The 23,637-nt window shown below is 34.1% G+C and carries 20 protein-coding genes; 17 read left to right on the top strand and 3 right to left on the bottom strand.

Annotated elements, in window-relative coordinates:
- Window positions 1-76: 76 nt before the first annotated feature.
- Both RIB54_RS20225 and RIB54_RS20220 read left to right on the top strand, forming a co-directional pair.
- On the top strand, window positions 77-1,258 hold the full coding sequence (locus RIB54_RS20225; protein ID WP_350102699.1) for a tetratricopeptide repeat protein: 1,182 nt from the start codon (window positions 77-79) through the stop codon (window positions 1,256-1,258).
- On the top strand, window positions 1,259-2,599 hold the full coding sequence (locus tag RIB54_RS20220) for a hypothetical protein (protein ID WP_350102697.1): 1,341 nt from the start codon (window positions 1,259-1,261) through the stop codon (window positions 2,597-2,599).
- On the opposite strand, the gene RIB54_RS20215 is transcribed toward RIB54_RS20220, so the two are convergent.
- Window positions 2,548-3,630, bottom strand: coding sequence for a glycosyltransferase (locus tag RIB54_RS20215; RefSeq protein ID WP_350102696.1), 1,083 nt, complete (start codon window positions 3,628-3,630; stop codon window positions 2,548-2,550). The genes RIB54_RS20220 and RIB54_RS20215 overlap by 52 nt on opposite strands.
- 16 nt (window positions 3,631-3,646) lie before the next feature.
- Between RIB54_RS20215 and RIB54_RS20210 the strand changes: the two genes are divergently transcribed.
- From RIB54_RS20210 to RIB54_RS20180, 7 genes are read left to right on the top strand one after another with little or no spacing between them, the layout of a single operon-like run.
- Window positions 3,647-4,528 (top strand): sulfotransferase domain-containing protein, encoded by an 882-nt coding sequence (locus tag RIB54_RS20210; protein ID WP_350102695.1) that lies wholly within the window; start codon window positions 3,647-3,649, stop codon window positions 4,526-4,528.
- A gap of 10 nt (window positions 4,529-4,538) precedes the next feature.
- Window positions 4,539-5,834, top strand: coding sequence for a lipopolysaccharide biosynthesis protein (locus RIB54_RS20205; protein ID WP_350102693.1), 1,296 nt, complete (start codon window positions 4,539-4,541; stop codon window positions 5,832-5,834).
- On the top strand, window positions 5,827-6,555 hold the full coding sequence (locus RIB54_RS20200) for a class I SAM-dependent methyltransferase (RefSeq protein WP_350102692.1): 729 nt from the start codon (window positions 5,827-5,829) through the stop codon (window positions 6,553-6,555). The genes RIB54_RS20205 and RIB54_RS20200 overlap by 8 nt, the downstream gene beginning before the upstream one ends.
- Window positions 6,555-8,426: an asparagine synthase (glutamine-hydrolyzing) gene (gene asnB, locus RIB54_RS20195; RefSeq protein ID WP_350102690.1), complete on the top strand. Its 1,872-nt coding sequence runs from the start codon at window positions 6,555-6,557 to the stop codon at window positions 8,424-8,426. Before RIB54_RS20200 ends, asnB begins: the two co-directional genes overlap by 1 nt.
- Window positions 8,427-8,465: 39 nt before the next feature.
- Window positions 8,466-9,590: a glycosyltransferase gene (locus RIB54_RS20190; RefSeq protein ID WP_350102688.1), complete on the top strand. Its 1,125-nt coding sequence runs from the start codon at window positions 8,466-8,468 to the stop codon at window positions 9,588-9,590.
- The gene (locus RIB54_RS20185; protein WP_350102687.1) at window positions 9,574-10,698 is read left to right on the top strand and encodes a glycosyltransferase family protein; all 1,125 of its coding nucleotides are present in this window, start codon (window positions 9,574-9,576) and stop codon (window positions 10,696-10,698) included. Before RIB54_RS20190 ends, RIB54_RS20185 begins: the two co-directional genes overlap by 17 nt.
- A gap of 10 nt (window positions 10,699-10,708) precedes the next feature.
- A complete protein-coding gene (locus RIB54_RS20180) occupies window positions 10,709-11,560 on the top strand; it encodes an FkbM family methyltransferase (protein WP_350102685.1) in 852 nt (283 codons plus the stop codon).
- On the opposite strand, the gene RIB54_RS20175 is transcribed toward RIB54_RS20180, so the two are convergent.
- Window positions 11,557-12,492, bottom strand: coding sequence for a polysaccharide deacetylase family protein (locus RIB54_RS20175; protein WP_350102683.1), 936 nt, complete (start codon window positions 12,490-12,492; stop codon window positions 11,557-11,559). The two genes, RIB54_RS20180 and RIB54_RS20175, sit on opposite strands and share 4 nt — an antisense overlap.
- Window positions 12,493-12,621: 129 nt before the next feature.
- Between RIB54_RS20175 and RIB54_RS20170 the strand changes: the two genes are divergently transcribed.
- The 4 genes from RIB54_RS20170 to RIB54_RS20155 all read left to right on the top strand — a co-directional run bounded on the left by RIB54_RS20170 (window position 12,622) and on the right by RIB54_RS20155 (window position 16,475).
- Entirely contained in the window at window positions 12,622-13,488 is an 867-nt protein-coding gene (locus tag RIB54_RS20170) for a sulfotransferase domain-containing protein (RefSeq protein WP_350102682.1), read from the top strand.
- Window positions 13,481-14,299, top strand: coding sequence for a glycosyltransferase family 2 protein (locus RIB54_RS20165; RefSeq protein WP_350102680.1), 819 nt, complete (start codon window positions 13,481-13,483; stop codon window positions 14,297-14,299). Before RIB54_RS20170 ends, RIB54_RS20165 begins: the two co-directional genes overlap by 8 nt.
- A gap of 230 nt (window positions 14,300-14,529) precedes the next feature.
- Window positions 14,530-15,294 carry a polysaccharide deacetylase family protein gene (locus tag RIB54_RS20160; protein WP_350102678.1) on the top strand — a complete coding sequence of 255 codons (765 nt, stop codon included), beginning with the start codon at window positions 14,530-14,532 and terminating at the stop codon, window positions 15,292-15,294.
- Window positions 15,291-16,475, top strand: coding sequence for a glycosyltransferase family protein (locus RIB54_RS20155; RefSeq protein ID WP_350102677.1), 1,185 nt, complete (start codon window positions 15,291-15,293; stop codon window positions 16,473-16,475). Before RIB54_RS20160 ends, RIB54_RS20155 begins: the two co-directional genes overlap by 4 nt.
- Here RIB54_RS20155 and RIB54_RS20150 read toward each other — a convergent pair whose 3' ends face one another.
- Window positions 16,476-17,366 (bottom strand): class I SAM-dependent methyltransferase, encoded by an 891-nt coding sequence (locus tag RIB54_RS20150; RefSeq protein WP_350102675.1) that lies wholly within the window; start codon window positions 17,364-17,366, stop codon window positions 16,476-16,478.
- A gap of 48 nt (window positions 17,367-17,414) precedes the next feature.
- Between RIB54_RS20150 and RIB54_RS20145 the strand changes: the two genes are divergently transcribed.
- From RIB54_RS20145 to RIB54_RS20130, 4 genes are all read left to right on the top strand, one after another.
- On the top strand, window positions 17,415-20,972 hold the full coding sequence (locus RIB54_RS20145; protein ID WP_350102674.1) for a PKD domain-containing protein: 3,558 nt from the start codon (window positions 17,415-17,417) through the stop codon (window positions 20,970-20,972).
- A gap of 94 nt (window positions 20,973-21,066) precedes the next feature.
- Complete coding sequence (locus RIB54_RS20140) at window positions 21,067-21,540, top strand: Lrp/AsnC family transcriptional regulator (RefSeq protein ID WP_350068187.1); 474 nt, start codon at window positions 21,067-21,069, stop codon at window positions 21,538-21,540.
- 2 nt (window positions 21,541-21,542) lie between these two features.
- Entirely contained in the window at window positions 21,543-22,046 is a 504-nt protein-coding gene (locus RIB54_RS20135; RefSeq protein WP_350102672.1) for a phosphoribosyltransferase family protein, read from the top strand.
- A gap of 62 nt (window positions 22,047-22,108) precedes the next feature.
- Complete coding sequence (locus RIB54_RS20130) at window positions 22,109-23,635, top strand: sensor histidine kinase (protein WP_350102671.1); 1,527 nt, start codon at window positions 22,109-22,111, stop codon at window positions 23,633-23,635.
- Window positions 23,636-23,637: the final 2 nt, after the last annotated feature.

Below are 23,637 nucleotides of genomic sequence, written 5' to 3'. Positions count from 1 at the left end.
ACGTTAGTAAGATGCCGGTTACCTGATTATGGAATGAAATTTGAAATTCAATAGCTGAAATGAATTTCTGTGTAGTATGAGAAAATTGTTAATCACAAGTATTGTAATCCTAAGTGCCTTTAAAGCAAGTGCTGTTGAGCTAGATAGTATCAATAAGAGCGAGCAGATTATTCTAATTGCAGATATGCAGTTGCAGATTGATATCAATCAGGCCATGAATGATATGTACAATTTCAAATTCAAGAAGGCCGAGCAAGAATTTAAATACTTCAAAAAGAAATATGGCTGGCACCCCCTGCCTTATTTTTTATTAGGCCTTAGCGAGTGGTGGAAGATTATGCCTAACGTGAGCAACAAGGCACATGATGATAAATTCCTGGCTTATATGGATACCGTTATCCTAATATCGGAGCGGCTGCGTGAAATACCTAAGCATGAAGTGGAGGCCTCCTTCTTTTTAGCAGCGGCTTATGGTTTTATTGGCAGGCTGCACTCCAGCGAGGAAAGGAAAAATTGGACTAAGTCGGCATTTGCTGGTAAGAATGCTTTAAACTATATGCAAGAGAGCCAGGGGTATCATGATCTAAGTCCGGAACTGCTATTTGGTGATGCACTTTATAATTATTTCAGAGTTTGGGTTCCTGAAAATTATCCATTATTAAAGCCACTTTTGACCTTTTTTCCTAAAGGCGACAAAGAGTTAGGAATAAAGCAGTTAAAGGAGGTGTCTTACAATGCCTTTTATACCCGTACCGAAGCCATGGTTTTCTTGATGCGTATTCTTGGAGGTTTGGAAAATGACAAACCACGTGCTTTGCAGATCAGTGAATATCTTCATGAAACATATCCTGACAACCCTTATTTTCATAGATATTATGCCCGATTATTGTATACTTCGGGAAGGTTTAGCAGTACCAAACCGGTGGCAGAAAGTATATTGACCAAAATTGATAGTGGTATGTTAGGCTATGAAGGTACAAGTGGAAGGTATGCAGCATTTTTTCTTGGGCAAATAGCTGAGACCTCTAAGGAATACGAGAAGGCAAAAGTTTATTATAAAAGAGCCATAGAGTTTAGCGAGGATATAGAGGCTACCGATACGGGGTATTATCACTACTCTTTACTGTCCTTAGGCGATATTTACAGGAATGAAGGCAATGAAAAGCAGGCCAAAGAGTATTATAAAAAAGTTAAGAAAACCGCTAAGCGCAAGGACAAAGTCCATGAGCTGGCAAGGGAACATATGAAGGATTTTTAGATGGAATTAAGAGACTTCATAGTAACTCCAATTTGGCTTTTTATAATCTATGGGGTAGCCTATTGGGTCAGACCAAGATTTACTGATGAAAATACAAGAAGGTATTTTATTCCTGCATTAACAGTAAGAATCATTGGGGCTTTGGCAGTTGGGTTTATTTATCAGTTTTATTATGGCGGGGGGGATACTTTTACATATCACACCCGTGGAAGCGCTGTGATATGGCAGGCATTTATGGACAACCCTACTAATGGTTTTAAATTACTGTTTGCAGGAAAGGAATTGAAGCCTGAGTTATATCCTTATACTAAACAGATGTGGTTTTATGGTGATTTGTCATCTTATTTCGTAGTGAGAGTGGCAGCTATTTTTGACTTAATTACATTTAGAACCTATTCAGCCACCGCCACAATGTTTGCTTGCATAAGTTTTAGTGGAGCTTGGGCGATGTATACGGTTTTTTATCAAAGATTTAAAAACTTAAATAAACAACTGGCATATTCAATTTTATTTGTGCCATCTGTATTTTTTTGGGGTTCTGGTATCTTAAAAGATACGCTCACGTTAGCGGCACTTGGTTGGAGTACATATACCTTTGATCAAATCTTTAATAAGAGAAAATTTAATATGTTTTATTTATTCATCTTTCTGCTCTTCTTGTGGACATTATTTTCTATTAAAAAATACATTTTGCTATGTTTTGCCCCAGCACTGATTATGTGGTTATATGTAAGTAATTTGACTTCTATTAAAAATACAGTTTTAAAAGTTTTAATTGCCCCATTAATTTCAATTATAGCTATCCTATTTGCATATCTAGCTATAGATAAAGTTGGAGAAAATGATCCAAGGTATGCTATAGAAAATCTTGCAGAGACAGTTCAAATTACCGCCTACGATATAAGATATGGCTGGGGCGCTAGATATGGGGAGGGATCGGGGTATACATTAGGAGAATTAGATGGAACATTTTACAGTATGTTAAAATTAATGCCAGATGCCATTAATGTATCCTTATTCCGCCCTTATTTATGGGAAGTGAGTAATCCATTGATGCTATTAGCGGCCTTGGAATCCTTAGCAGTATTAATTTTGACAATAATTGTTCTGATTAGAACACGTGTAGTGGGTGTATTTAAGCCGATGCCAATTCCAATAGTAATTTTTTGTCTTGTCTTTTCGATAGTTTTTGCATTTGCTGTTGGTGTATCAACCTTTAATTTTGGAACTTTGATGAGGTATAAAATACCTTTAATGCCTTATTTTCTGAGTGCGTTAATCTTGCTGTATTACAACTCAAATAGAGAGAGAAAATTCGATTTGTTAGAAGAAACTGAGTAACTATTTATCACTTTTCCTCTGCCGGCCTTACCCATTAAAGATCTGGTATTTAGATTCTTTATGAGATTACTTAATTTTTCATCCCATTCCTGAATTGCTGAACACAAATATCCATTAACTTCATTTTGAATTATTTGATTGTTAACACCTATCGGTGAAGCAAGGACCGGTTTTTCTAGCGCCATGTACTGTAACAATTTAAAGCCACATTTTCCTTGGCTCCAACTGTCATCTGATAATGGCATAATACCAATATCAATTTTCATTAAATCCTTAATTTCTGTTTCCTTATCCCAAGGTGCAAATTGAAATGACTTAAGATTATATTCAGGATTTTTATTTGCAATTACAAGAAAAGTAATATTAAATTCTTTTTCCAGCTTCTCAATAATCGGAATTATTAAATCAAGGTAGTGCAAAGTGGAATGAGTACCTGTCCATCCTATTACGGTTGCACTATCATCTTTGTTTAATTCAAATAAAGTAGGATTATGCAAATTTTCTGTATCAATCGTTGTCGGGTTAATTACAACATTGTTATTGAAATTAAGAGCATAATTCGCAAGAAATTGATTGCCTACACTTACCCTATAACTCCACTTACATATCTTGCTAACCTTACTTTTCCATTTAAGCTTTGTTAGCAAAGTACCCTTTTCAACAGGGTCAGGCATCCAAATAGCATCATCAAAATCATATATTACTTTCTTCCTAAATATTTTAGTGATTATCCATTCAAATATTGGTGGACCAATTGGGCTTACTTCTCTGTGAATAAATACAATATCATAAAATGGGACGCTAAAAAGTGACAATATTCTTTTCAAAAAACCCTGTAGAAGAAACAAACTGACTATTAACAAGTTACCTTTATAAAAGTATTGCCATCCAAGTTGCGATAAAAAGGGTTTTAACTGATATTTACAGCCTGCTTTTGAAAGTATAGCCAAATACTGCTCAAAGCGAAAACGCTGAGATGGTGCACTATTATATGGGTATGGAGTTAAAAAGAGAATTTTTTTTATTGACATTTAAATCTCAGCGGAGTTGAACAACAAAATAGACATAATAATTGGTGGATTTCAAAAGTGTGCAACAACTTCTTTTCAGAATTATTTAGGACATCATTCGAAAATAATTACTCATCCTCAGATTGAAATGACATACTTCTATAATAATGAGGAATATAGTAAAGGGTGGGATAATGTAAGAGCAGACTATTTTGATCAAAATGAGAATGCTTTCTATCTAGCAAAGCATGCAGCACTATTAAGATCAGAAACTGCTATCCAAAGATTATATTATCATAACCCTAATGTTAAGGTAATACTGATACTTAGAAACCCAATAGAACGGGCTTGGTCTTCTTTCCTTATGGAATTGCGTAATAAGGAAACTCCTGAGAATTTCGAAACCACAGTTAACAAGCTTAAAATACCTGGAAAAATTGACATTGATGATTGGAGGCAGAATGTATATATAGGCAATAGTATTTACCCAAAATATATTAATTCTCTTTTCAAGGTAATTCCTGAGGAAAACGTTAAACTTTTAGTTTTAGAAGAGTTTGAAAACGATAGAATGACTGTTCTGAAGGAGTTATTTATGTGGCTAGGGCTTGATAATGAATTGAATCAAGAGGTTGTAGAGAATAGGCATAATCAACTTAAAAGCGTAAGAAATGAGTGGTTGAATAAACCTATAACCTGGATCCTTAAGGAAGGAAGCATACAAAAGAAAACCCTTCAAAAAGTGTTGAGCCCAAAAGTTCGGAATCAATTAGGTGCAAAACTTAGAAATGTTAATACAAAAAAAGTAGAAAGACCAGAACTAAAGCAACACTTATATGAAAGGCTGCAATGGTTTTTTGAACCAATAATTTCTGAAACCGAGCAGATATTAAAAAGGGAAATCGCATCATGGAAATAATTTGTGTGATTTGAAATTCCTGAAATATTTACCACTTAATCAGGTTCTGAAAAAAAATTCATATTCTCAGAATACGGCATTAATACTTCTTTCAAAAGTACTGATAACTTTATTGGTCTTTATAACAACGCCAATAATTGCTAGATTTTACAGCCCAGAGGAATATGGCACCTATGCATTGATAAACTCAATTGTAATTATTTTTAGTATAGTAAGTACATGGTCTTTGAGCTCAGAAATTGTTGTAGCACAATCCTCAGATCTTAGGCGGCTGCTCTCCTTTATTATTCAGATTAGTGTAATTGGGTCAATATTTTTGACTATCATTTTGTATGCTGTAAGAGGAGTCATTTATAATGTCCTCGACATACATCTTCCAGATTACTACCTAATATTTGTCCCTGTTTTTGTCCTTATCGTCATCTTGTCAGAGAGTTATTCATTTCTGAACATCAGGGATAAGCTATTTAAAAAGAACATTGTAGTTAACACTAGCGAAGTTATAAGTAACAAGATTACTAGTTTGGTATTAGGCTTTTTAGGACTTACTCAATTTGGCTTGATTATCGGTGATTTTATTGGGAAGATAAATAATCTCCTTGTTCAGTTTTTTGGAATAGGAAATTTAGGAAAACAAAAATTCCCTTTAATTAATCTATTCAATACAAGAAACCTATTTATACAAGGAAAAAAGTATAGTGCCTATCTAAAGTATCAGATGCCCACCATTTTGACTAGAAGAATTTCTAAACAGTTTATTATCTGGCTTCTGGCAATTGTTTTTTCTAAGGAAGAATTAGGTCATTACACAATGGCCATTAGTCTACTGACTATTCCACTTAACCTTTTTTCTAATTCTTTCCAACCAATTATCACCCGAAAGTTTTCGGACATTAAAACCTCTCCTGATAGGTTAAGGATATTTAACCATTCTGTAGCCCTTATTTCTATTATATCCGTAACTATGTATTTGGGGATATTTGTTTTATCTGAATGGGTAGTATCTATTTACCTCGGAAAGGATTGGAATGGCGCAATTAAATTTATCAAATTACTAAGTATTCTGTTCGCTGCAACATTATTGAGTAATTCAATTTCTGGAGCATATATTATTTTTAAGCAGCAAAAATTAAATTTTCTAATAAAGATTGTTTTTTCAATTTTATTATTTGTCGCGCTGATTCTAGCACTTAATCTCAACATGAGTTTAGTAATGATTATTTCCATATATGTTACGATAAGTGTAGCGGAAGAATTAATAAGATTAGTAATATTGCGAAGAAAGTTGCAAAATATAAATGAGTGAAGTTTCTAAATTTTACGATAAGTTTTCTGAAAAACAGGCCAAGTCAGGTATACATAAAAGGCATCTTTTAATTTTAGAGTGGCTGAAAAAATTTGGGTTACAAAAGACTCATAGCATATTAGAAATAGGTTGTGGAGTTGGTACTGTTACATCACTTATAGCAGATTATGCAGCTCGTGGGAAGATTGTGGCTAATGATATTAGTGAATTGAATATTGAAAAATGCAAAAGTGCTTTAAAGAATTATACTAATATCTCTTATCTCCTTGGGGATATTAGCGAACAAAAACTAACAGAAAAATTTGATGTTATTGTTCTCCCAGATGTACTTGAGCATATCCCAAAAGAGGCTCATATGAATTTGTTTAAAGCACTTCACAGGGTACTTCATGACAATGGCTTTATTGCAATTCATATACCTTGTCCGTACTATCTGCAATGGGTAATTGAAAATCGACCAGAGGAATTACAAATAATTGATCAACCGTTACACTCTGATTTTCTTGGCAATATTTTCTATCAAAATGGATTTTATGTAGTTCACATGCAGTCTTATTCTATTTGGAATGATAAACCGGACTATCAAATTATAAAGCTATGTAAGTCTTCACTATTGAGTAGTTTCAATCCTCTTCCAAAAGAAAACAATTCTTTTTTAACGAAAGTGATTAAACGAGTAAAGAGAACAATAGGAGTTAATATCTACAACTTGCCGCAATAATGTGTGGAATTGCCGGAGGCATATCATACTCAGGTCAATTTTTTCCTTCCAAAGATAAAATTGAATCCTTCGCTAGAGTTCTTCAATTCAGAGGTCCTGATTATAATGATTGTTGGCAGAAAATAATTGGCAACGCATATATTTCCCTTAGCCATTATAGGTTAAGTATAATAGACTTATCAGATACAGGCCATCAACCAATGAGCACTGATGCGGGTAAATCTTCAATAGTGTTTAATGGTGAAATATATAACTATCGCGAGTTAAGAAAGCAGCTGGAAAATGCTGGCCAACTTTTTAAAAGCACTTCTGATACCGAGGTTATTTTAAAAGGTTATGAAACGTGGGGCCTCAAAAATTTACTTAGCAGGCTAGATGGGATGTTTGCCTTTGTCCTTTATGACAAGGACAAAGACATGTTAATTCTAACAAGAGATAGGTTTGGTAAAAAACCCCTCTATTATCATTTTGATTCCTTGAAAAAACAACTTGCATTTAGTTCAGATATAAGATCGTTTAAATATCTGCCAATAAACCGAACAATAAATCATCATGCTTTAGGCTATTTTTTTGGTGAATTATCTACTCCAAGAATAGACACTATTTGGAATGAAGTAAAGAAAGTCCCTGAAGCACATTACATAACCTATGATGGGGTTAAACTTGGTATAAATGAATACTGGCAATTACAATATAGTAACGAGCTACGTTCAATTACAAGAAATGAAATTATTGAAAAAGTAGATTGTATACTTAATAAAGCTGTTACAAAGAGACTTGTTTCAGATGTAGAGGTTTCTGCATTATTAAGTGGAGGCGTTGACTCTTCTTTGGTAGTAGCGATGATGGCTAGCAACAGCGCCCAAAAAATCAGCACTTATTCTGTTGGGTTTGAAGAAAGTGACTTCAGCGAATTGAAGTATTCTAAAATGGTCGCTGAGAGATATAATACAAATCACACCGAAATAATTTTAAAGCCTAATGATCTCACTATAATTGATCAATTGATATCTGAATTTGGCGAACCTTTTGCGGATAGCTCCATGCTACCTACTTACATGATATCGAAAAGTATCTCCCAACACCATAAAGTAGCACTAAGTGGGGATGGTGGGGATGAAATTTTTGCGGGATATTATGAATACTATCTCGTTCATAAACTTAGCCAGCTGGGTAATTTGCGACACGTTTACCCAATAGCCAAAATACTCTCCTCTTTACTTAAGACTTACAAATTTCAACTATTTGAAAAATTAATTGGATTGTCTAGAAAGCCAACTTTTAGTTTGTTAAATAGAGGGTATGCTTTTGATAATTCTGAGTTAATTAATATTTTTCCAGAGCTTGATGATATTAATTCTGCTGTTGACAATGAACACAGAAATGTTTTTGAACAGTTTTCTAAAGCCTCACAAAATACATTTAAAGCAATTTTATCATCCAGTCTTCATACTAGGCTTGTAAATGATTATTTGACAAAAGTGGACAGGTCATCAATGTACGCATCACTAGAAGTTAGATCGCCTTTATTGGATAAAGATCTTGCAGAATTTGTAGCTAAATTGCCACAGAATCAAATAATGTTCAAAAACGAGCCAAAATCTATTTTGAAAGAGGTAGCCGAAAAGTATTTACCGACTGATCTTTTATATCGTAGAAAAATGGGATTTGCAATTCCATTAGAACAATGGCTTAAAAATGATCTTAAAGATAATGTTTGGGAAGTAATAATGGGAGGAAAGCAGACCATGGTAGCAATGAATTATGATCATGTTGAAAAATTGATTCATAGTTTTATGAATGGGGATAAAGTTGATGTTAGAAAAGTGTGGACACTTTATACATTCCATAGGTGGTGTCAATTATCTTAAAATTAAACTGATAACTAGGAAGCAGATTAATTTATGCAAATGAATGCCCATAAAGTACTTTTTCTTGCTGACCCTCATTCAATTCATGATGTAAAATGGATAAAAGGGGTAATGGAACATCATGTAGCAGCTTTCATAGTAAGAAGGTCGATTCATATAACTAATGGGGATTTAGTAAATGTAACTGATTGTGGAAATATAAGCGATTTTTCAATATTTAGACCCTTGCATACATTATATTCAATGCTCAAATTGAAGAATATCATAAAAAAGAATAATATAGATATACTTCATATTATGTATGCAGAGCCCAATGCTCTTTGGTCCTTAGTTGCATATTTTACGCAAATCAAAATTGTTATTTCTTGTAGGGGCACAGATATACTAAAAGCAATACCAGAATTTTTCAACAATAGGAAAATCCATAGAGCATATATTTCATTTCTTTACAAAAAGGCATTTGCTAAGGCTCAAGCAATAACAGGAACTTCAATTTCGCAACTCCAAAGTATTGAGAGGTTATTCGGCAAGGTTAATTCATATTTAATTAGAACAGGAATCGATATAAAGAGTGTTGATTGCACTAATAATGACAATTTGCCAACTAAGCTTAAAAATAAGCAGTATGTGTTTTTCCCACGCAATATGAAGCCACTTTACAATCATGAATTTGCTATTGAGGCTATTAACCTTTTAAATCAAAATGTATTAAATGAGTATAGCTTTGTTTTTATCGATTCAAACTCTAACGACCAAGCCTATGTTCAATTGATTGAGAAGAAAATGCAATGCAGCAAAGCTAGTTACACTTTTTTACCGAGACTAAATGCACGACAGTTATATGCAGTTTATAAAAAATCTAGTTTAGTAGTAATGACACCAATCTCTGATGGTAGTCCTGTTTCAGCTATGGAGGCAATGGCATTTGAAAAACCATTAATATTAGGGCCATTGGAATATGATGAAGATATTTTTAGTAAAATTGAAAAATTACAATCGTGGGATGCCAATCAATTAGCTGAAGCTATGACCAGATGTTTGAACAACGATTATACACTAAAACTGGAGAATAGGAGGATTATAGAAAAAAAAGCAAACCGTAAAAGGGAAATGAGTAGGGTTATGGAGGTTTATAATGCATTGTCTAATGACGGAATACTTTAAAGACAAAAGAATATTAATTCTATCTCCGGAATCTTGGGGAATAAATTTTGTCTCTAAACATCATTATGCTTCGCTTTTAGCTAAAATGGGTAATGAAACCTACTTTCTAAACCCTCCTGGAGGGGCTAAAAATGTTGAAGTAAATAAAATTAAGGCTAATCTTTATTCAGTCAACTACCCGGGTTTTTTCAGGGGAGTTGGTCGTCTTCCTCGAAAAATCAAAGATAAACTACATGGTATAACTGCTCGAAAAATTTTAAAAAAAATAGGAAGTCCTGATATTGTTTGGAGTTTTGACCCCTATATATTTCAAAATCTATCTTTGTTTGGAAATAAAACTATTAAGATTTATCATCCAGTAGATGTTCATTACACAAATCTAGAATACGAAGTAGCTGAAAATGCGGATATAATTTTTACTAGCGCTGACCAAATTCTTAAGAAGTTTGAACATTTAGATAAACCCAAATATAAAATCAATCATGGACTGGCTGATTTTTTTCTCAACTCAATAGATTCAATGTCCTCTCTTCAAGGTTTGGGAAGACAGAAAGTAGGATATGTTGGAAACCTCAACTATTCTCACATGAATTATCCCACCTTACTACAAGTGGTTAGAAATCATCCAGAGCTTGATTTCTATTTTATAGGGCCATATGAAGCTGGCTCAAACCTTGGTAACGATCGTATTTACAAAGAAGAAATAAATGAACTGCAGTCATTCGACAACGCCTTTTTATTAGGGCAAAAGCCTGCCAGCAGTTTGCCGGCCTTGATAAACCAAATGGACATGTTTTTAATGTGTTATAAAGTAGGTGATAATATTGCCAACATGGCTAATCCCCACAAACTTCTTGAATATCTGAGCACTGGTAAAGTTGTAGTAACTCATTATATCGATGAATATAGTAATCGTAACGAGCTAATTGAAGTCACTTATACGAATGAAGAATTTTTAGCAAGATTTGACGAGGTGGTAAACAACATTGAAAAATACAATAGTGAAGATAGACAAGAAGCAAGACGTGAATTTGCCCGATCAAATGCCTATCCTAATCAGCTCAAAAGAATAGCACAACGGATTACTGGTCATTTTTATCATAATTAATCTTAGATAATTGAATTCAGATAGAATTTTAAGGTATTTTTCGAAAAGATTTAATCGAATTGTTCGAAGAAAGGTTGGTGAAAAATATTATCAAATACCTATAATATATGGAGCGAGCGTTCCAAGTAGCAATAAACATGAACCATGGTTCTATGATTTAATTTCTTATTTAATTAATTCTAAGTCTTCCTTTACATTTTTTGATGTCGGAGTTAACTTGGGCCAAACCTTGTTAAAAGTAAAATCTATAAATAGCAGTTGTTCGTATTTTGGTTTTGAACCAAATTCATTTTGTAATTTTTACGTTAATAAATTGGTGAGACTCAATGGCTTAAAGAATAGCAAGGTTTTTCCGTTTGGGCTTTCTGCTAAAATGGGAATTGAATACTTACATTTTTTTAATGATTCAGATGCAGACAATGAAGCATCTATTATAAAACAGTTTAGAGATAATTTCAAAAGGGAAACTGTTCTTCCTGTTCCTACATTCACACTTGACTATTTTTGTGATACCAATGAAATTTCGAAAATTGATTTTTTGAAAATTGATGTTGAAGGTGCTGAACTTGAAGTAATAAAGGGGGGGATCAGTGCTATTCGGAGGTTTGACCCAATTATTATTGTTGAGGTACTCCCTGCGTATAATAGTGATAATATGTATCGAGTGAGAAGGCAAGGTGAGTTGCTTAGTATTATAATAGAATTGGGGTACAATATTTTTCAGGTAATTAAAGAGTCAAGTCAGCTTAAAGGAATTAAGAAAGTGAGTAAATTTAAGATAGATAGGCAATTACATGAGTGTGATTATGTTCTTGTGAAAAATGACCAACATTTACCTGAACAGCTTATATTAATAGATTAAAGATCATAGTTCCTAAAATACGACCTGTTTATATAAAATTGTATTTGGTCTGTAGTGTCTTCTCCTATTCCAATTCTTGGATAAAGCATATAGGAGTGATTAGTTTTTTTTATCTTGAAATGGTCCGGATTGGTACTGAAAATATATTTATACCCAAAAGTTGAAATCTCCTCAAGAACTTTACTATTGTAGTGCCCTTTTTTGCCAAAAGGAATTGCAAAATACTCAACTTTATTAAGCCCAAGCTCATTCACTAATAATGAATCGATGGCTTTTATTTGATTTTTCAATGTTTCATCATCACATTGTGATAATACAAAATGATCACTTGAATGGTTTCCGATCAAAACCCCTTCTTCTTTTAATCTTTTTAGTTGATCCAACCCCATGTAAACGCGCTGCTGAGTATCAGAATTATCTATTTTATAATTTGTTAAAAATTCATTTGTAAAATTCCCCCCACTCATGATATCTGATATTGTACTGTTTTTAGGAGTAGAAACTCCTGCCAGCTTTCTCAATTTATTCTCATAACTTTTATCATTCATAATTATATTGGAAACCCAAACCTGATTATTGACGAGTGCCGAAAGATTTACAAAAACAGAATAAGGTATTTTTCTTTCATTTAGAATTGGTCTGGCAATGCTAAAAACAGATTCAAAACCATCATCAAACGTGAGAGAGGCGTAGCTTTTATTACTGGATAAATCATTATCATTCACAAGTTGTTGAAGCGGAATAATTTCAAATTGACTTTTTAAAAATTCAATTTGCTCAAAAAACCGCTCAGGGGTAGTAGAGTATTGATTTGCATGATGTATTGAGTTCTCATTGCTTATATCGTGATAGACAAAGATGAATCTTCTGTTTTTAAATAAACCAGACATGGCTTTTGCACTTACTAGCCTTTTTAAATATTGCTTTACCATTAATGATTAAAGGTGATTACAATTGGAAAAACATTGAAATATACAAAAGCCATTTGGTATATAGTCGTGACAATTGACAATTTTCGGATATCTTCGTTGGGCTGAAGGCTCAACAATAAGTATAGTATTGTGTCAAAAATAGATTTCGTAGTAGTTGGTGCACAAAAGGCTGGCACGACATCGTTGTATAAAATTTTAAGAAAGCATCAGGATATATATCTTCCTGAAGAGAAAGAGTTTCATTTCTTTGATAAAAATCCTTACCCGCAAACATCTCAGATTGTCAGTTATTTTGAACGATTTTCTGAAGCTAAAAAGCAGTCTATTAAAGGTGAAATTACACCGGACTATCTTTTTTATGGCTATGTACCAGAAAATATAAAAAAATTTTTAGGAGATGACATTAAAATTATAGCCATTCTTAGAAACCCTGCCAAGAGAGCATATTCTCAGTTTAATTTTCATAGAATGAAAGGCGTGGAAAGGACGACTGATTTCATGGAAATTATTAAAGAGGAACAAATAAATAATAATGTTCTTCAATACGATAAGTGGTATTCTCCTCCATACTATTTATCTCGTGGGATGTATTATAACCAGGTAAGTAGATTTATAAATTGTTTTGGGAAGGAAAAGGTACATGTTATAATATTTGAAAAGCTTTTTGGAGAGAACTACAATGAAGAATTGGAAAAATTATTGAACTTTATTGGGGTAAATACTGAATTCAAGCAGGAGACTATGCATGAGCACCCTACTAAACTAAATAAAAGTGATACTTTGTTTACATTGCTAAGAATGGGGAGATGGGTAAAAAATGTAATTGGAGAACCTATATATCAAAAGTTAAGAGTTCATACTCTTGATAAAATACAGAAAAAGCCACCTTCTCTTTCCAAAGAAAATGAAAAGGAAATTATCTATGAATATTTCTTAAATGATATAAAGAAACTTGAAGATTTAGTAGAGAAAGATTTGAAGATATGGTATGAATGAGCCTCTTATTAGCATCATATTACCTGTTTATAATGGAGAAAAACACATTGTACATGCTATCCAATCTGCGCTAGAGCAGAGCTACACAAATATAGAGCTTATCATAGTAGATAATGGTTCTACTGATTCTTCAATATCAAAAATTAAAAGTTTTAAGGATGCTAGAGTTCGTTTTATTGAACAACCTATAAAAGGAGTCTCAAATGCCAGAAATTTAGGTATTGAGCATTCCAGTGGCGAGTATATATGTTTTCTTGATGATGATGACATATTACCTGAAAATAGCATTAACAGTAGATATGAAGTCTTTTTGAAAAAGAGTTACGTAGCATTTGTCAATGGTGCAACGTATCAGATGGATGAAAATCTCAATAATGTTTTATCAAAACAAATACCTAGATATCGTGGACATCCAACCGAAGAGTTAATTAAGCTTAGTAGTGGATGTTTTCTAAACATTGGAACACTAATGATTAAAAGAGATAGCCATAAGGAATATAAATTTCCTGTAGGTTGGACTCATGCCGAGGATCTTGGTTTCTTTTATAGTATTAGCTCTGATGGGATATTGGACTTCACAGAAGACCTTGTTTATATTTATAGAAGGTCGCATAATTCAGTAATGGGTAATCTTGATGGACTTGAAAGAGGTTATATCAATTATTTTGAATTGGTAAAATCAAATAGCGGTAATACTACGCTGATAAATAAACTAAAAGGCAGAATAATTAGAATTATGTTTTTATCCTACGCATCCAGATGGAGGCTCCGTAGCGCATTTCTATTTCTTTTTAAAATGATTTTAAAATGAGAGCAATCTTCTTTAAACTATTTTTCTGGAGTGGGGTAGGTCCATTGTTGATATGGATTAATAAGAGAAGAAAACAGGTGCCAATTTTTCTATTTCATAGGGTAAGCTCAAACTGGGATATGTTTACTGAGCCACTTTCACCAAGTCAGTTTAAGAATATAATTATTTTTTTAAGACGATTTTACAAACTGGAGAGCCTCAAAAAACTTTTGAAATCAAAACCCAACGAATTGAAAAATACAGCTTATGTCGTTTTTGATGATGCTATGCTAGATTTTTACGAAAGCAGTCTGCCTATACTAAAAGAGCAAAATGTACCAGTAACAGTATTTGTTGCTACAGAGCCTGTAACCAAAGGAAACACTATCTGGAATTATCAGCTTTTTGACTTTTTCCTCAATACTCTATTTACTGAATTTGAATTGGAAATAGATAATAACATCTATCGATTTAAAAAAGACCGTAATTATTACCAAGATGTAATGGTTTTTCATCAGAAAATGCTTCACAAAAGTCCTGACGAAATATCAAAATTATTTGATTTTATATCTAAACAATTGGAGGTAGAAGAAATCAATAATTTTGCACCAGTTTGTTCTTGGAGTCACCTAACCCAAATCAGCAATTTAGAGATTGATTTACAAGCTCACACACATTCTCATTCTTACCTACCTAAACAGAGTGCGGAGGTCATGAACAAAGAGTTTTCTTTAAGTAAAAAAGAAATTAAGACTAAAATTGGCATAGAAACAGCCATGATAGCTTATCCAAATGGAGGGTACAATAATCAAGTTATAGAACTTGCTAGAAAATACTTTTCATATGGGTTTTCTGTTGATGAGAAATTTGTAAATCTAAACAGATTAAATGACCCAATATATCGAATGATCATACCAAGATTTAATGTTCATGATCAATGTGCAGAAGAAATACTACTTAGGACTTTTGGTTTCCATAAAATGTTAAGAAATATTAAATCAAGCATTGGGTTATGAACATTCTTTATATAGGCAACTGGGCTCTCGATGATGGTTTAACACAATCAACAATTTTACCTCATTTAAAAATCTTAGCCAACAACAGAAATATTGAAAAAGTTGTATTTGTCACTATTGAAAGAACATGGAAAAATCCTGAAATAGAATTGGATATACCAAAAGTCATTCACATTCCAGTCTTGTCTATAAAGTCTCTTCCTAATATTATAAATAGAGTTACTGATTTTTTGAAAATCCCATCAAAACTTAAAAAACTCTGTAAGACGCATGATATAAATCATATCATTTGCCGTGGTGCTCCAGCAGGGAATTATGGATTTATTCTTCATAAAAGTTTGAAAATACCTTTTGATGTGGAAAGTTTTGAGCCTCATGCAATGTATATGCTCGAGGGAGAGGTGTGGAGCTCATTTGATCCAAGGTTTATTGTTCAAAAATACTACGAAAAAAAGCAAAAACATTTTGCGAGATTTTTAATTACCGTTAGCCATAACTATAAAAAACAGTTAGAAAAGGAAGGAATAAACCCTGATAGAATTCATGTCCTGCCTTGTACTGTTCCTGTTGACTCATTTAAGTTTAGCCCAACCAAACGAGAAATTATGAGACGTAGACTTAATGTGTCTACTGATGGGGTTATTGGGATTTACGTGGGTAAGTTTGGTGATATCTATTATGAAGATGAGTCATTCAAATTATTTGCCGAAGCTTTTAATTATTGGAATGGAAAATTCTTTCTTATAATTCTGTCTCCAGATAGTTATAAATATATAGTCAATAAACTAAAGTGTTTTTCTATCGACTTGTCTCAAGTGCATATTGAAAGGGTTAATTATGATGAAGTTTCTAATTGGTTGAGTGCGGCTGATTTTGGTTATACTCCCGTAAAACCCACTCCAAATAGACTTTTTTGTTCTCCTATTAAGGATGGAGAATATTGGTCAAATGGTCTTCCAGTAATTATTCCACATGGAATTGGAGATGATAGTGAAATTATTCAAAAAAACAACATCGGTGCAGTTATCAATATTACCAATGATCAATCTATCAAATATGGCTATCAAAAAATTGATAGCTTAATAACTGAAACCGATGTCAGAGATAGAGTTGCAAAATGTGCCGATTTTTATCGAAATCAGAAACTAGATCAAATTATTTATGATGAGATTTATGGCTGATTAGTTCTTTTCATACCAACATTTAATGGTACTTCCAATTGAAAATATGTTCAGCCCGAAGTTCACCAAATACTTCATAAATTTAAGATTCGATTTTTCCATTTTAGAACGAAGTTTTTCATCACTTGAATCAGGTGAGTTAACACGAGGAGTCTCTTTTCCCATGCTTTTTTTGAGATAAGTAAGACTCACACCTGAGGTTAATATTTTTTTTTGTTTAAACCCATTTCTTTTTAGAGCTATATGAAGAGAACGCTTAGTGTAATATGATAAATGCTCTGGATAATTGATAACACTATAATTTTCTTTCGTTAAATACCTTTCTAGTGCATTGAAATTGGGTGTGGTACAATAGAACAAGCCACCTTTTCTCAATAAGGAATGAATATTAGGCAACTCACTTTGTGGATTGTTGATATGTTCAATTACTTCAAAAGAAGTGACAATATCAAAATCAGAGATGTTGATAGATTGCTGATTAAGTATGCCTCGATGCATCTTAATTCCTTTTCCCTCGCATAATCTAACAGCCTGCTCTGAATACTCTGTACCATATACCTCCCAACCTCTTTTCTTAGCCTCAACGAGAAAATGACCCGTGCCACAACCAACATCAATTATCTTGTTAGTACGCCTATACTTTTCGAACTTATTTAGAAGGTCATGATATCGTTTTACTGTTATAGGAGAAATGTACTGATCATTAGAATAGCCATACACCGAATAATGATCTTTCAATTCCAGCTCTGACGGTATTTTCTTAACAAAAATTAATTTACAATGCTTACATTTTACCAAATCATATTTTTGGTACCCTTTTAATGGAACTATTGATTCGGAATTGCATCCGATACATTGTTGGAATTCATTATTGTTTACTTTTGTCGACATTAGTTGTATAAAGTACAAAGGAGCAATGTAATTTGCTACTGCGAAAAAATGAGATATAATTTAGTTTACATAATATTTTTATGCATTTGTTTTGCCAGTTACAGCAAAACACTTGCTCAATGTCCCAATTTCACATTTACTTTTGATCAAGAACATTGTGTAAATAGCCCTATCTCAATATCTAATTCTTCAAGTGCATCTTTAGGGTTTACATGGGATTTTAGTTTAGGTGATTTTGACAGTATTCCAGATTCATTTTCTTTAGGTACCTATACCCAACTCTCCAGGACAGATGCACTGTCAAGTGTAAAATACAAAAACAATCTATTTGCTTTCGCACCAATATACAGCACAGCCTCACCCACCAAATTGTATAGGCTTGATTTCGGAGATAGCTTCAAAAATACGCCAACAGTAGTTGATTTAGGTAATCCTGGAAACCTGATTTCCACAATTTATGATATGAAGTTTGTGTATGATGGGGGCATTTGGTATGCTCTACTTTTAAAATCTAATGGGAACCTAATTTTGTTAAAGTTTCCTGATGGGCTTGACCAAAATAATATAATCGCTACTGATCTTGGGAATGTAACGAGTAACAATAATGCTTTTGGTCTTGATGTAGTTAAATATAATTCAGAGGTATATGCTTACGTTACTACAAGAGGCGAGAAATCACTAAGAGTAATAAGGTTTCAAAGCGGAATAGAAAACTCATTTAGTATTGATAAAGTTGACTTACCTAATAGTGGTGTAATAGCAGGGGTATCAGTGTATAATGATTGCGACAATACTATTGCTCTTGTATCATCAGCAAATTCTTTAAAATTATTCAAAGTTACATTTGACAATGCTGATTTGTTTGATATGACCTTAGCAAAGGTAGATGAAATAACTTTTAGTTATACTGATGCAGTTAGATTGTGGCATGTGCGACAAGGGCAAGGTTTGAAGTATATATGCCTGACAAAGGGAGCGAAACTAATTGAAATTGATTTCGGGAAAAATTTCTATGACAATCCTTCACCTGATATTTTACTCAAAACAACCTTTGAAGGCTGGGACAATCTAAATGGTCAGTCAATGCTTGTCAATAATTCTTTGATTTCAATTCTTGGATTAAATTTTAGCACATCAGAATTGTTTCTTGGTGAATACCCAAATGAATCAAGTGCAAGTGTCAAGGGAACTCAAGACTATAGCCCAATACTTTCATATTCTGGTGATGGCTGGAAATATTTTCAGGTTATGACACTGGATTCTACATCAGGCAATAAAACATATTACTATGACTCACTTAGAATTTATCCCCTACCTGACGTGCAATTTGAAGTTGATAAGGCTTGTAATGTAGAAAGTACTGAATTTTACGATCTAAGTACAACAAGTAACGGAAGTATTACCGAATGGGCTTGGGACTTCGATGGATTAAGCAGTTCAATGGTACAAAATCCTACAAATTTTTTTCCGACACCAAACTTATATGATGTATCCTTATCAGTTAAAGATTCAAAAGGGTGTGAGTCATTATTGATTGAGGAGGTGAAAATATATGATACGGCTGATTTGCAGCCAGATTTTACTTTCCCATCCACAATTTGTAGTAATGCAGTAACTGAATTCATAGACGCAAGTACAGCATCAGAGGATTTGAGCACTAGTTTCTTATGGGATTTTGGTGGTCAAATGACCTCGGAAGACTCAACCCCTAGTGTAGTATTCGAAAACTCTGGAGATTTTTTGGTTACTCTTACGGTATCAGGGGTAAGCGGATGTAGCAAAAGTATTTCCAAGAATATAGCTGTTATTGGTGGTACACTTCCACAATTCTCTTTCGATGACTCCTGCGTTGGTGATGAGGTCGTTTTTACAAACTCAACTTCTGGGGATATAACACATGTGAATTGGGAATTCAGTAATGGATTCACCTCAACACTGAGCAGCCCAACTATGGTTTTTGATACAGAAGGAACCTATGAGGCAACATTAAACATCACTAATGCAGATGGGTGCGAGACTTTTGATACCCGCACAATTACCATCCATGCATTGCCAGTTGTAGATTTTGGTAACGAACTTGCTTGTGAGGTGCTATCAACTCAATTCGAAGATTTATCAACTGTGAATATTGATAATTTATCTTCCTGGCGCTGGGATTTTGGAGACGGGTCAGTTGCCTCAGAGGATCAAAATGCCAGCCATATTTTCAATAGTAATGGCGACTTTGAAGTGGAACTTACCGCGACCAGTTCATTTGGCTGTGTTGACTCACTAACGAAAACCGTAACAGTTTTAAAGGCACCGGAAGTAGCATTTGATTTTGATAAAATATGTTTAGATGTACCTATCCAATTTACTGATGCTTCTGTAGCCGTTGAGGGGGAAGAGATAACTGACTGGTCTTGGAATCTGGGAGGAACATTTAGCGCTCAACAAAACCCTCAGACAACTTTTGAAAACCCTCTTGATTATTCTGTAAGTCTTACAGTAACGTCATCTAACCTTTGTACAGCCACACAAACGCAATTGATTTCAATTCCTGAAACTCCAACCTTAGATTTTTCATTGGTTGATGACTGTGAAAATGAGACTGCCCAAATTACTGACATTACAGTCATGGCAGGAGATAATATTTCTAATCGAAGCTGGTCTATAAATGACAGCCCGGTTTCATCCGAGCCGAATTTTACATATGATTTTGCGCAAGCAGGTAATTATAATGTAACACTCTCTGTGAGCACAGAAAACGGCTGCGAATATGAGACAATCAGGGCAGTAACAATTCACCCGGCCCCAACAGCAAATTTTGTAACTTCATTTGACTTCGGGGCACCACCATTTGTGGTTGACTTTACAAACCAATCTTCAGGAGCACAGACCTATAGCTGGGAGTTTGAAGAAGGAGCTACTTCAGAAGAAGTTAACCCTTCCCATACCTTCAATAATCTTGGGGAGTTTGACATTTCGTTGGTAGCTATTTCAGATCAAAATTGCACCGATACTGCCTCAAGAAGAATACAGGTTCTTGAGCCTTTGCTTGATGCTGAGGTAATCAATTTCAATATTCTTCCTACTGCAACGGGAGATAAATTATCCTTTGCTATCAGAAATAATGGCACCATAAGACTCGATAGCCTTTATGTGACCGTTAATCTTGGTGGTGAGCTTGAAATTTATGAAACTATAAATAAGGCCATGAACCCTAATGAGGTGATTAGTGCTCAGTTGGACTTAACCATTGACAACAAAAGACTCGATTATATATGTATTGATGTCATGCCATTTATATCAAACTATCAGGATGTCGATGAGGATAATAATAGAAGTTGTATCACTTTTGGTCAGGAAACATTTATTATGTCAAACCCATACCCAAACCCCTCAACAAGCTTAGTGGCTTTTGATATAATAGCCACCAAAGATGCAATTGCCGATATTGAATTGCTGAGTGCCGATGGGGATTTGATTAACACCTTTAGCGCTCAGGTATATCAGGGCAATAACAGACTGGATTTTGACCTGAATCAATTGAAAAGCGGCCTTTATTTCCTGAAGGTTAAACTTGATGGCCAAATTAAAGTGCATAGGTTAGTAATTAATAACTAATTCTATTTGGTTTAACAATCTGTTAATACATAATTATTATAAGTTTATTTTAAATATTTATCTTTGAGCCAAATAAAATTTGGTATCAGATAATATGAAAACAAAGATAAAATTAGATGCCACGGATCGAAAGATCCTGGAAATATTGCAATCAAATGCAAAAATCACTAATGCCAATTTGGCCACAAAAATTGGCCTTTCCCCTGCTCCAACATTAGAGCGTGTTAAGAAGCTTGAAAATTCTGGCGTAATTAAGAGTTACCACGCCATGCTTGATACCAACACGGTAGGGCTTGGTGTAAGTACATTTGTTATGGTTTCGTTAAAGGGCCATAATAAAGACAACATTGATAAGTTTATTCAAAGCATTGAAGAAATTGATGAGATTATTGAATGTCATCACATTACTGGCTCTGGCGACTTTATTCTTAAAATTATATCAAATGATATTTCATCATATCAAAGGCTGATGCTGGAAAAAGTGAGTAATATTGATGTGGTAGATAATATGCAATCAATGGTGATCTTATCTACATTTAAGAATAGTAAAGTAATGCCAATTCCGTAGCAATGAGTGATAAAAGTTTGATCTTGACCCATGAGCAAATAATTCAAAAAACAAGAAGGATAGCCTTTGAAATATATGAGCATAACTTTCTGGAAAAGGAAGTTATTCTTGTTGGGATATATGATGAGGGTTATAATTTCGCCAAAATGCTCAAAACAGAGCTCAAAGATATTGCGCCTTTTGAGACAAAACTTGTTGGGCTTAAACTAGACAAGGCGGCACCTACTCAAAGTGAAATCTTGCTTGAATGTTCGGATAGCGAGCTAAAGAACAAAGCCATTATTTTGATTGACGATGTATCAAACACAGGCAAAACCATGGCCTATAGCTTGAAGCCTTTTCTTAATATAAAAGTTAAAAAAATTGAGACTGCGGTTTTGGTTAACCGTAGCCATACTGAGTTTCCTATAGCCGTGAAATACAGCGGTTTTGAGCTGGCCACAACCATCAAAGATCATGTAACTGCTCAATTAGATAGTGAAAATAAGGCCGTGTACCTTATCTGACAAAATTGAGTTGTAATAGTATCACCTTACTTTTATCTTTCACCTGATTTTAATAAGGTGAAATGTCTTTACTGGAAAATAAGCTTGAGTTAATGGAGGAAAGTCAAAGAATGGCTGCTGAGATAGAAGTACTTCGTAAGGAGAATGCTGAGCTTAGGCAGAGACTGAACATCTACGAAACCGCGGCTGATGGGGCTAATGATGGTCTCTGGGATTGGGATTTTCAAAATAATCGCCCATTCGTTTCCAGACCTTGGAAGGCCATGCTCGGCATTGCTGAAGATGCAGAAGTGGATATGAATGGCCTTTGGGAGTCGTTGTTGCATCCTGAAGATCATAAGGAAGCTACTGAGGCATTCCACAGTTTTATTGAAGGTGATCTTAATGACTACCGTCAAGAGTTTCGGATGAAGCATGCAGATGGGTCTTACCGGTGGATTTTGTCTAAGGCCAAAGCTGTAAGGGACATGGAAGGGAAAGCCATAAGGATATCAGGATCACATACTGATATTACAGATAGAAAGTTAGCCGCAGACGCCCTTCAATTTAGTGAAGAAAAATACCGCTCTATCTTCGAAAACTCCCTTGTAGGGATGTTCAGAACGAATTTTAAGACTGGTGAGATAGTAGAAAGCAATGAGAAATTTTGGGAAATCCTGGGGGTAAAAAAGGCAGATGGACTTTCCACATTGGATTTTTACAAATCTCCTAAAGACCGTGATTATGTAGTGGGCTTGGTAAAGGATAGTGGTAAGGCTGAAAACATTGAGCTTGAAATTAAAAGAGCTGACGGGGAGCTGATTTGGGTCAATTTCAGCATTAAACATTATAAAAAGGAGGATATTTTAGAGACCATTATCCTTGATATCACTGAAACAAAAAACAATCTTCTTGAACTTCAGAAGGTTAATTTTGAACTTGACAGTTTTGTATACCATGCCTCACATGACTTAAGATCTCCACTGAGATCAATACTGGGCCTGATCGATTTATATAGGTTGGAAGATACACCCCAAGTTCGTGAACAGTGTATAGAACGCATAGAGGGCAGTGTAAAGAGGCTTGATGATTTGGTGATGGAATTACTAAGCATTTCCAGAAATGATAGGATTAATGACCCTCATGTAGAAGTTAATATGATGGTGGAAGTTAATAACAGCATTTCAAGTTATTATAATGCAACTAACACTGAAGGGCTTGAAATTAAAGCCAAAATCTATCAGCCAGTTGCTCTAAAAACTGATGCTACCCGTGTAAGGATTATCCTTAATAATATAATTTCTAACGCTATTAAGTACAGAAGTTTCCATAAAGAGAACTCTTTAATCGACATTGAGGTGCGCGTAAATGATAAAGAGGCGGTTATATCTATAGAAGATAATGGGGAAGGTATAGAAGAATCAAAATTGCCTCATATCTTTGACATGTTTTATCGTGCTACTGAGAAAAGTGTAGGTTCAGGACTTGGGCTTTACATTGTTAAAAAGGTTGCCGATAAATTGAATGCAAAAATTGATGTAACCAGTGAAGAGTGGGAAGGAACTACATTTAAAATTACCATTCCTAATTCTTTGCATATCGAAGAATAATA

Source organism: Fulvivirga sp., from assembly GCF_040218215.1.
Lineage (GTDB): Bacteria > Bacteroidota > Bacteroidia > Cytophagales > Cyclobacteriaceae > Fulvivirga.
Note: the sequence above shows the minus strand (reverse complement) of the source record. Positions and strands in the feature narration are given on the sequence as shown.

What these genes read in the sequence shown, in the direction of transcription:
- RIB54_RS20225 (WP_350102699.1), top strand. Translation starts at nt 77, where the DNA reads ATGAGAAAATTGTTAATCACAAGTATTGTAATCCTAAGTGCCTTTAAA.
- RIB54_RS20220 (WP_350102697.1), top strand. Translation starts at nt 1,259, where the DNA reads ATGGAATTAAGAGACTTCATAGTAACTCCAATTTGGCTTTTTATAATC.
- RIB54_RS20215 (WP_350102696.1), bottom strand. Translation starts at nt 3,630, where the DNA reads ATGTCAATAAAAAAAATTCTCTTTTTAACTCCATACCCATATAATAGT.
- RIB54_RS20200 (WP_350102692.1), top strand. Translation starts at nt 5,827, where the DNA reads ATGAGTGAAGTTTCTAAATTTTACGATAAGTTTTCTGAAAAACAGGCC.
- asnB (WP_350102690.1), top strand. Translation starts at nt 6,555, where the DNA reads ATGTGTGGAATTGCCGGAGGCATATCATACTCAGGTCAATTTTTTCCT.
- RIB54_RS20190 (WP_350102688.1), top strand. Translation starts at nt 8,466, where the DNA reads ATGAATGCCCATAAAGTACTTTTTCTTGCTGACCCTCATTCAATTCAT.
- RIB54_RS20185 (WP_350102687.1), top strand. Translation starts at nt 9,574, where the DNA reads ATGACGGAATACTTTAAAGACAAAAGAATATTAATTCTATCTCCGGAA.
- RIB54_RS20175 (WP_350102683.1), bottom strand. Translation starts at nt 12,492, where the DNA reads ATGGTAAAGCAATATTTAAAAAGGCTAGTAAGTGCAAAAGCCATGTCT.
- RIB54_RS20165 (WP_350102680.1), top strand. Translation starts at nt 13,481, where the DNA reads ATGAATGAGCCTCTTATTAGCATCATATTACCTGTTTATAATGGAGAA.
- RIB54_RS20155 (WP_350102677.1), top strand. Translation starts at nt 15,291, where the DNA reads ATGAACATTCTTTATATAGGCAACTGGGCTCTCGATGATGGTTTAACA.
- RIB54_RS20150 (WP_350102675.1), bottom strand. Translation starts at nt 17,366, where the DNA reads ATGTCGACAAAAGTAAACAATAATGAATTCCAACAATGTATCGGATGC.
- RIB54_RS20145 (WP_350102674.1), top strand. Translation starts at nt 17,415, where the DNA reads ATGAGATATAATTTAGTTTACATAATATTTTTATGCATTTGTTTTGCC.
- RIB54_RS20140 (WP_350068187.1), top strand. Translation starts at nt 21,067, where the DNA reads ATGAAAACAAAGATAAAATTAGATGCCACGGATCGAAAGATCCTGGAA.
- RIB54_RS20135 (WP_350102672.1), top strand. Translation starts at nt 21,543, where the DNA reads ATGAGTGATAAAAGTTTGATCTTGACCCATGAGCAAATAATTCAAAAA.
- RIB54_RS20130 (WP_350102671.1), top strand. Translation starts at nt 22,109, where the DNA reads ATGTCTTTACTGGAAAATAAGCTTGAGTTAATGGAGGAAAGTCAAAGA.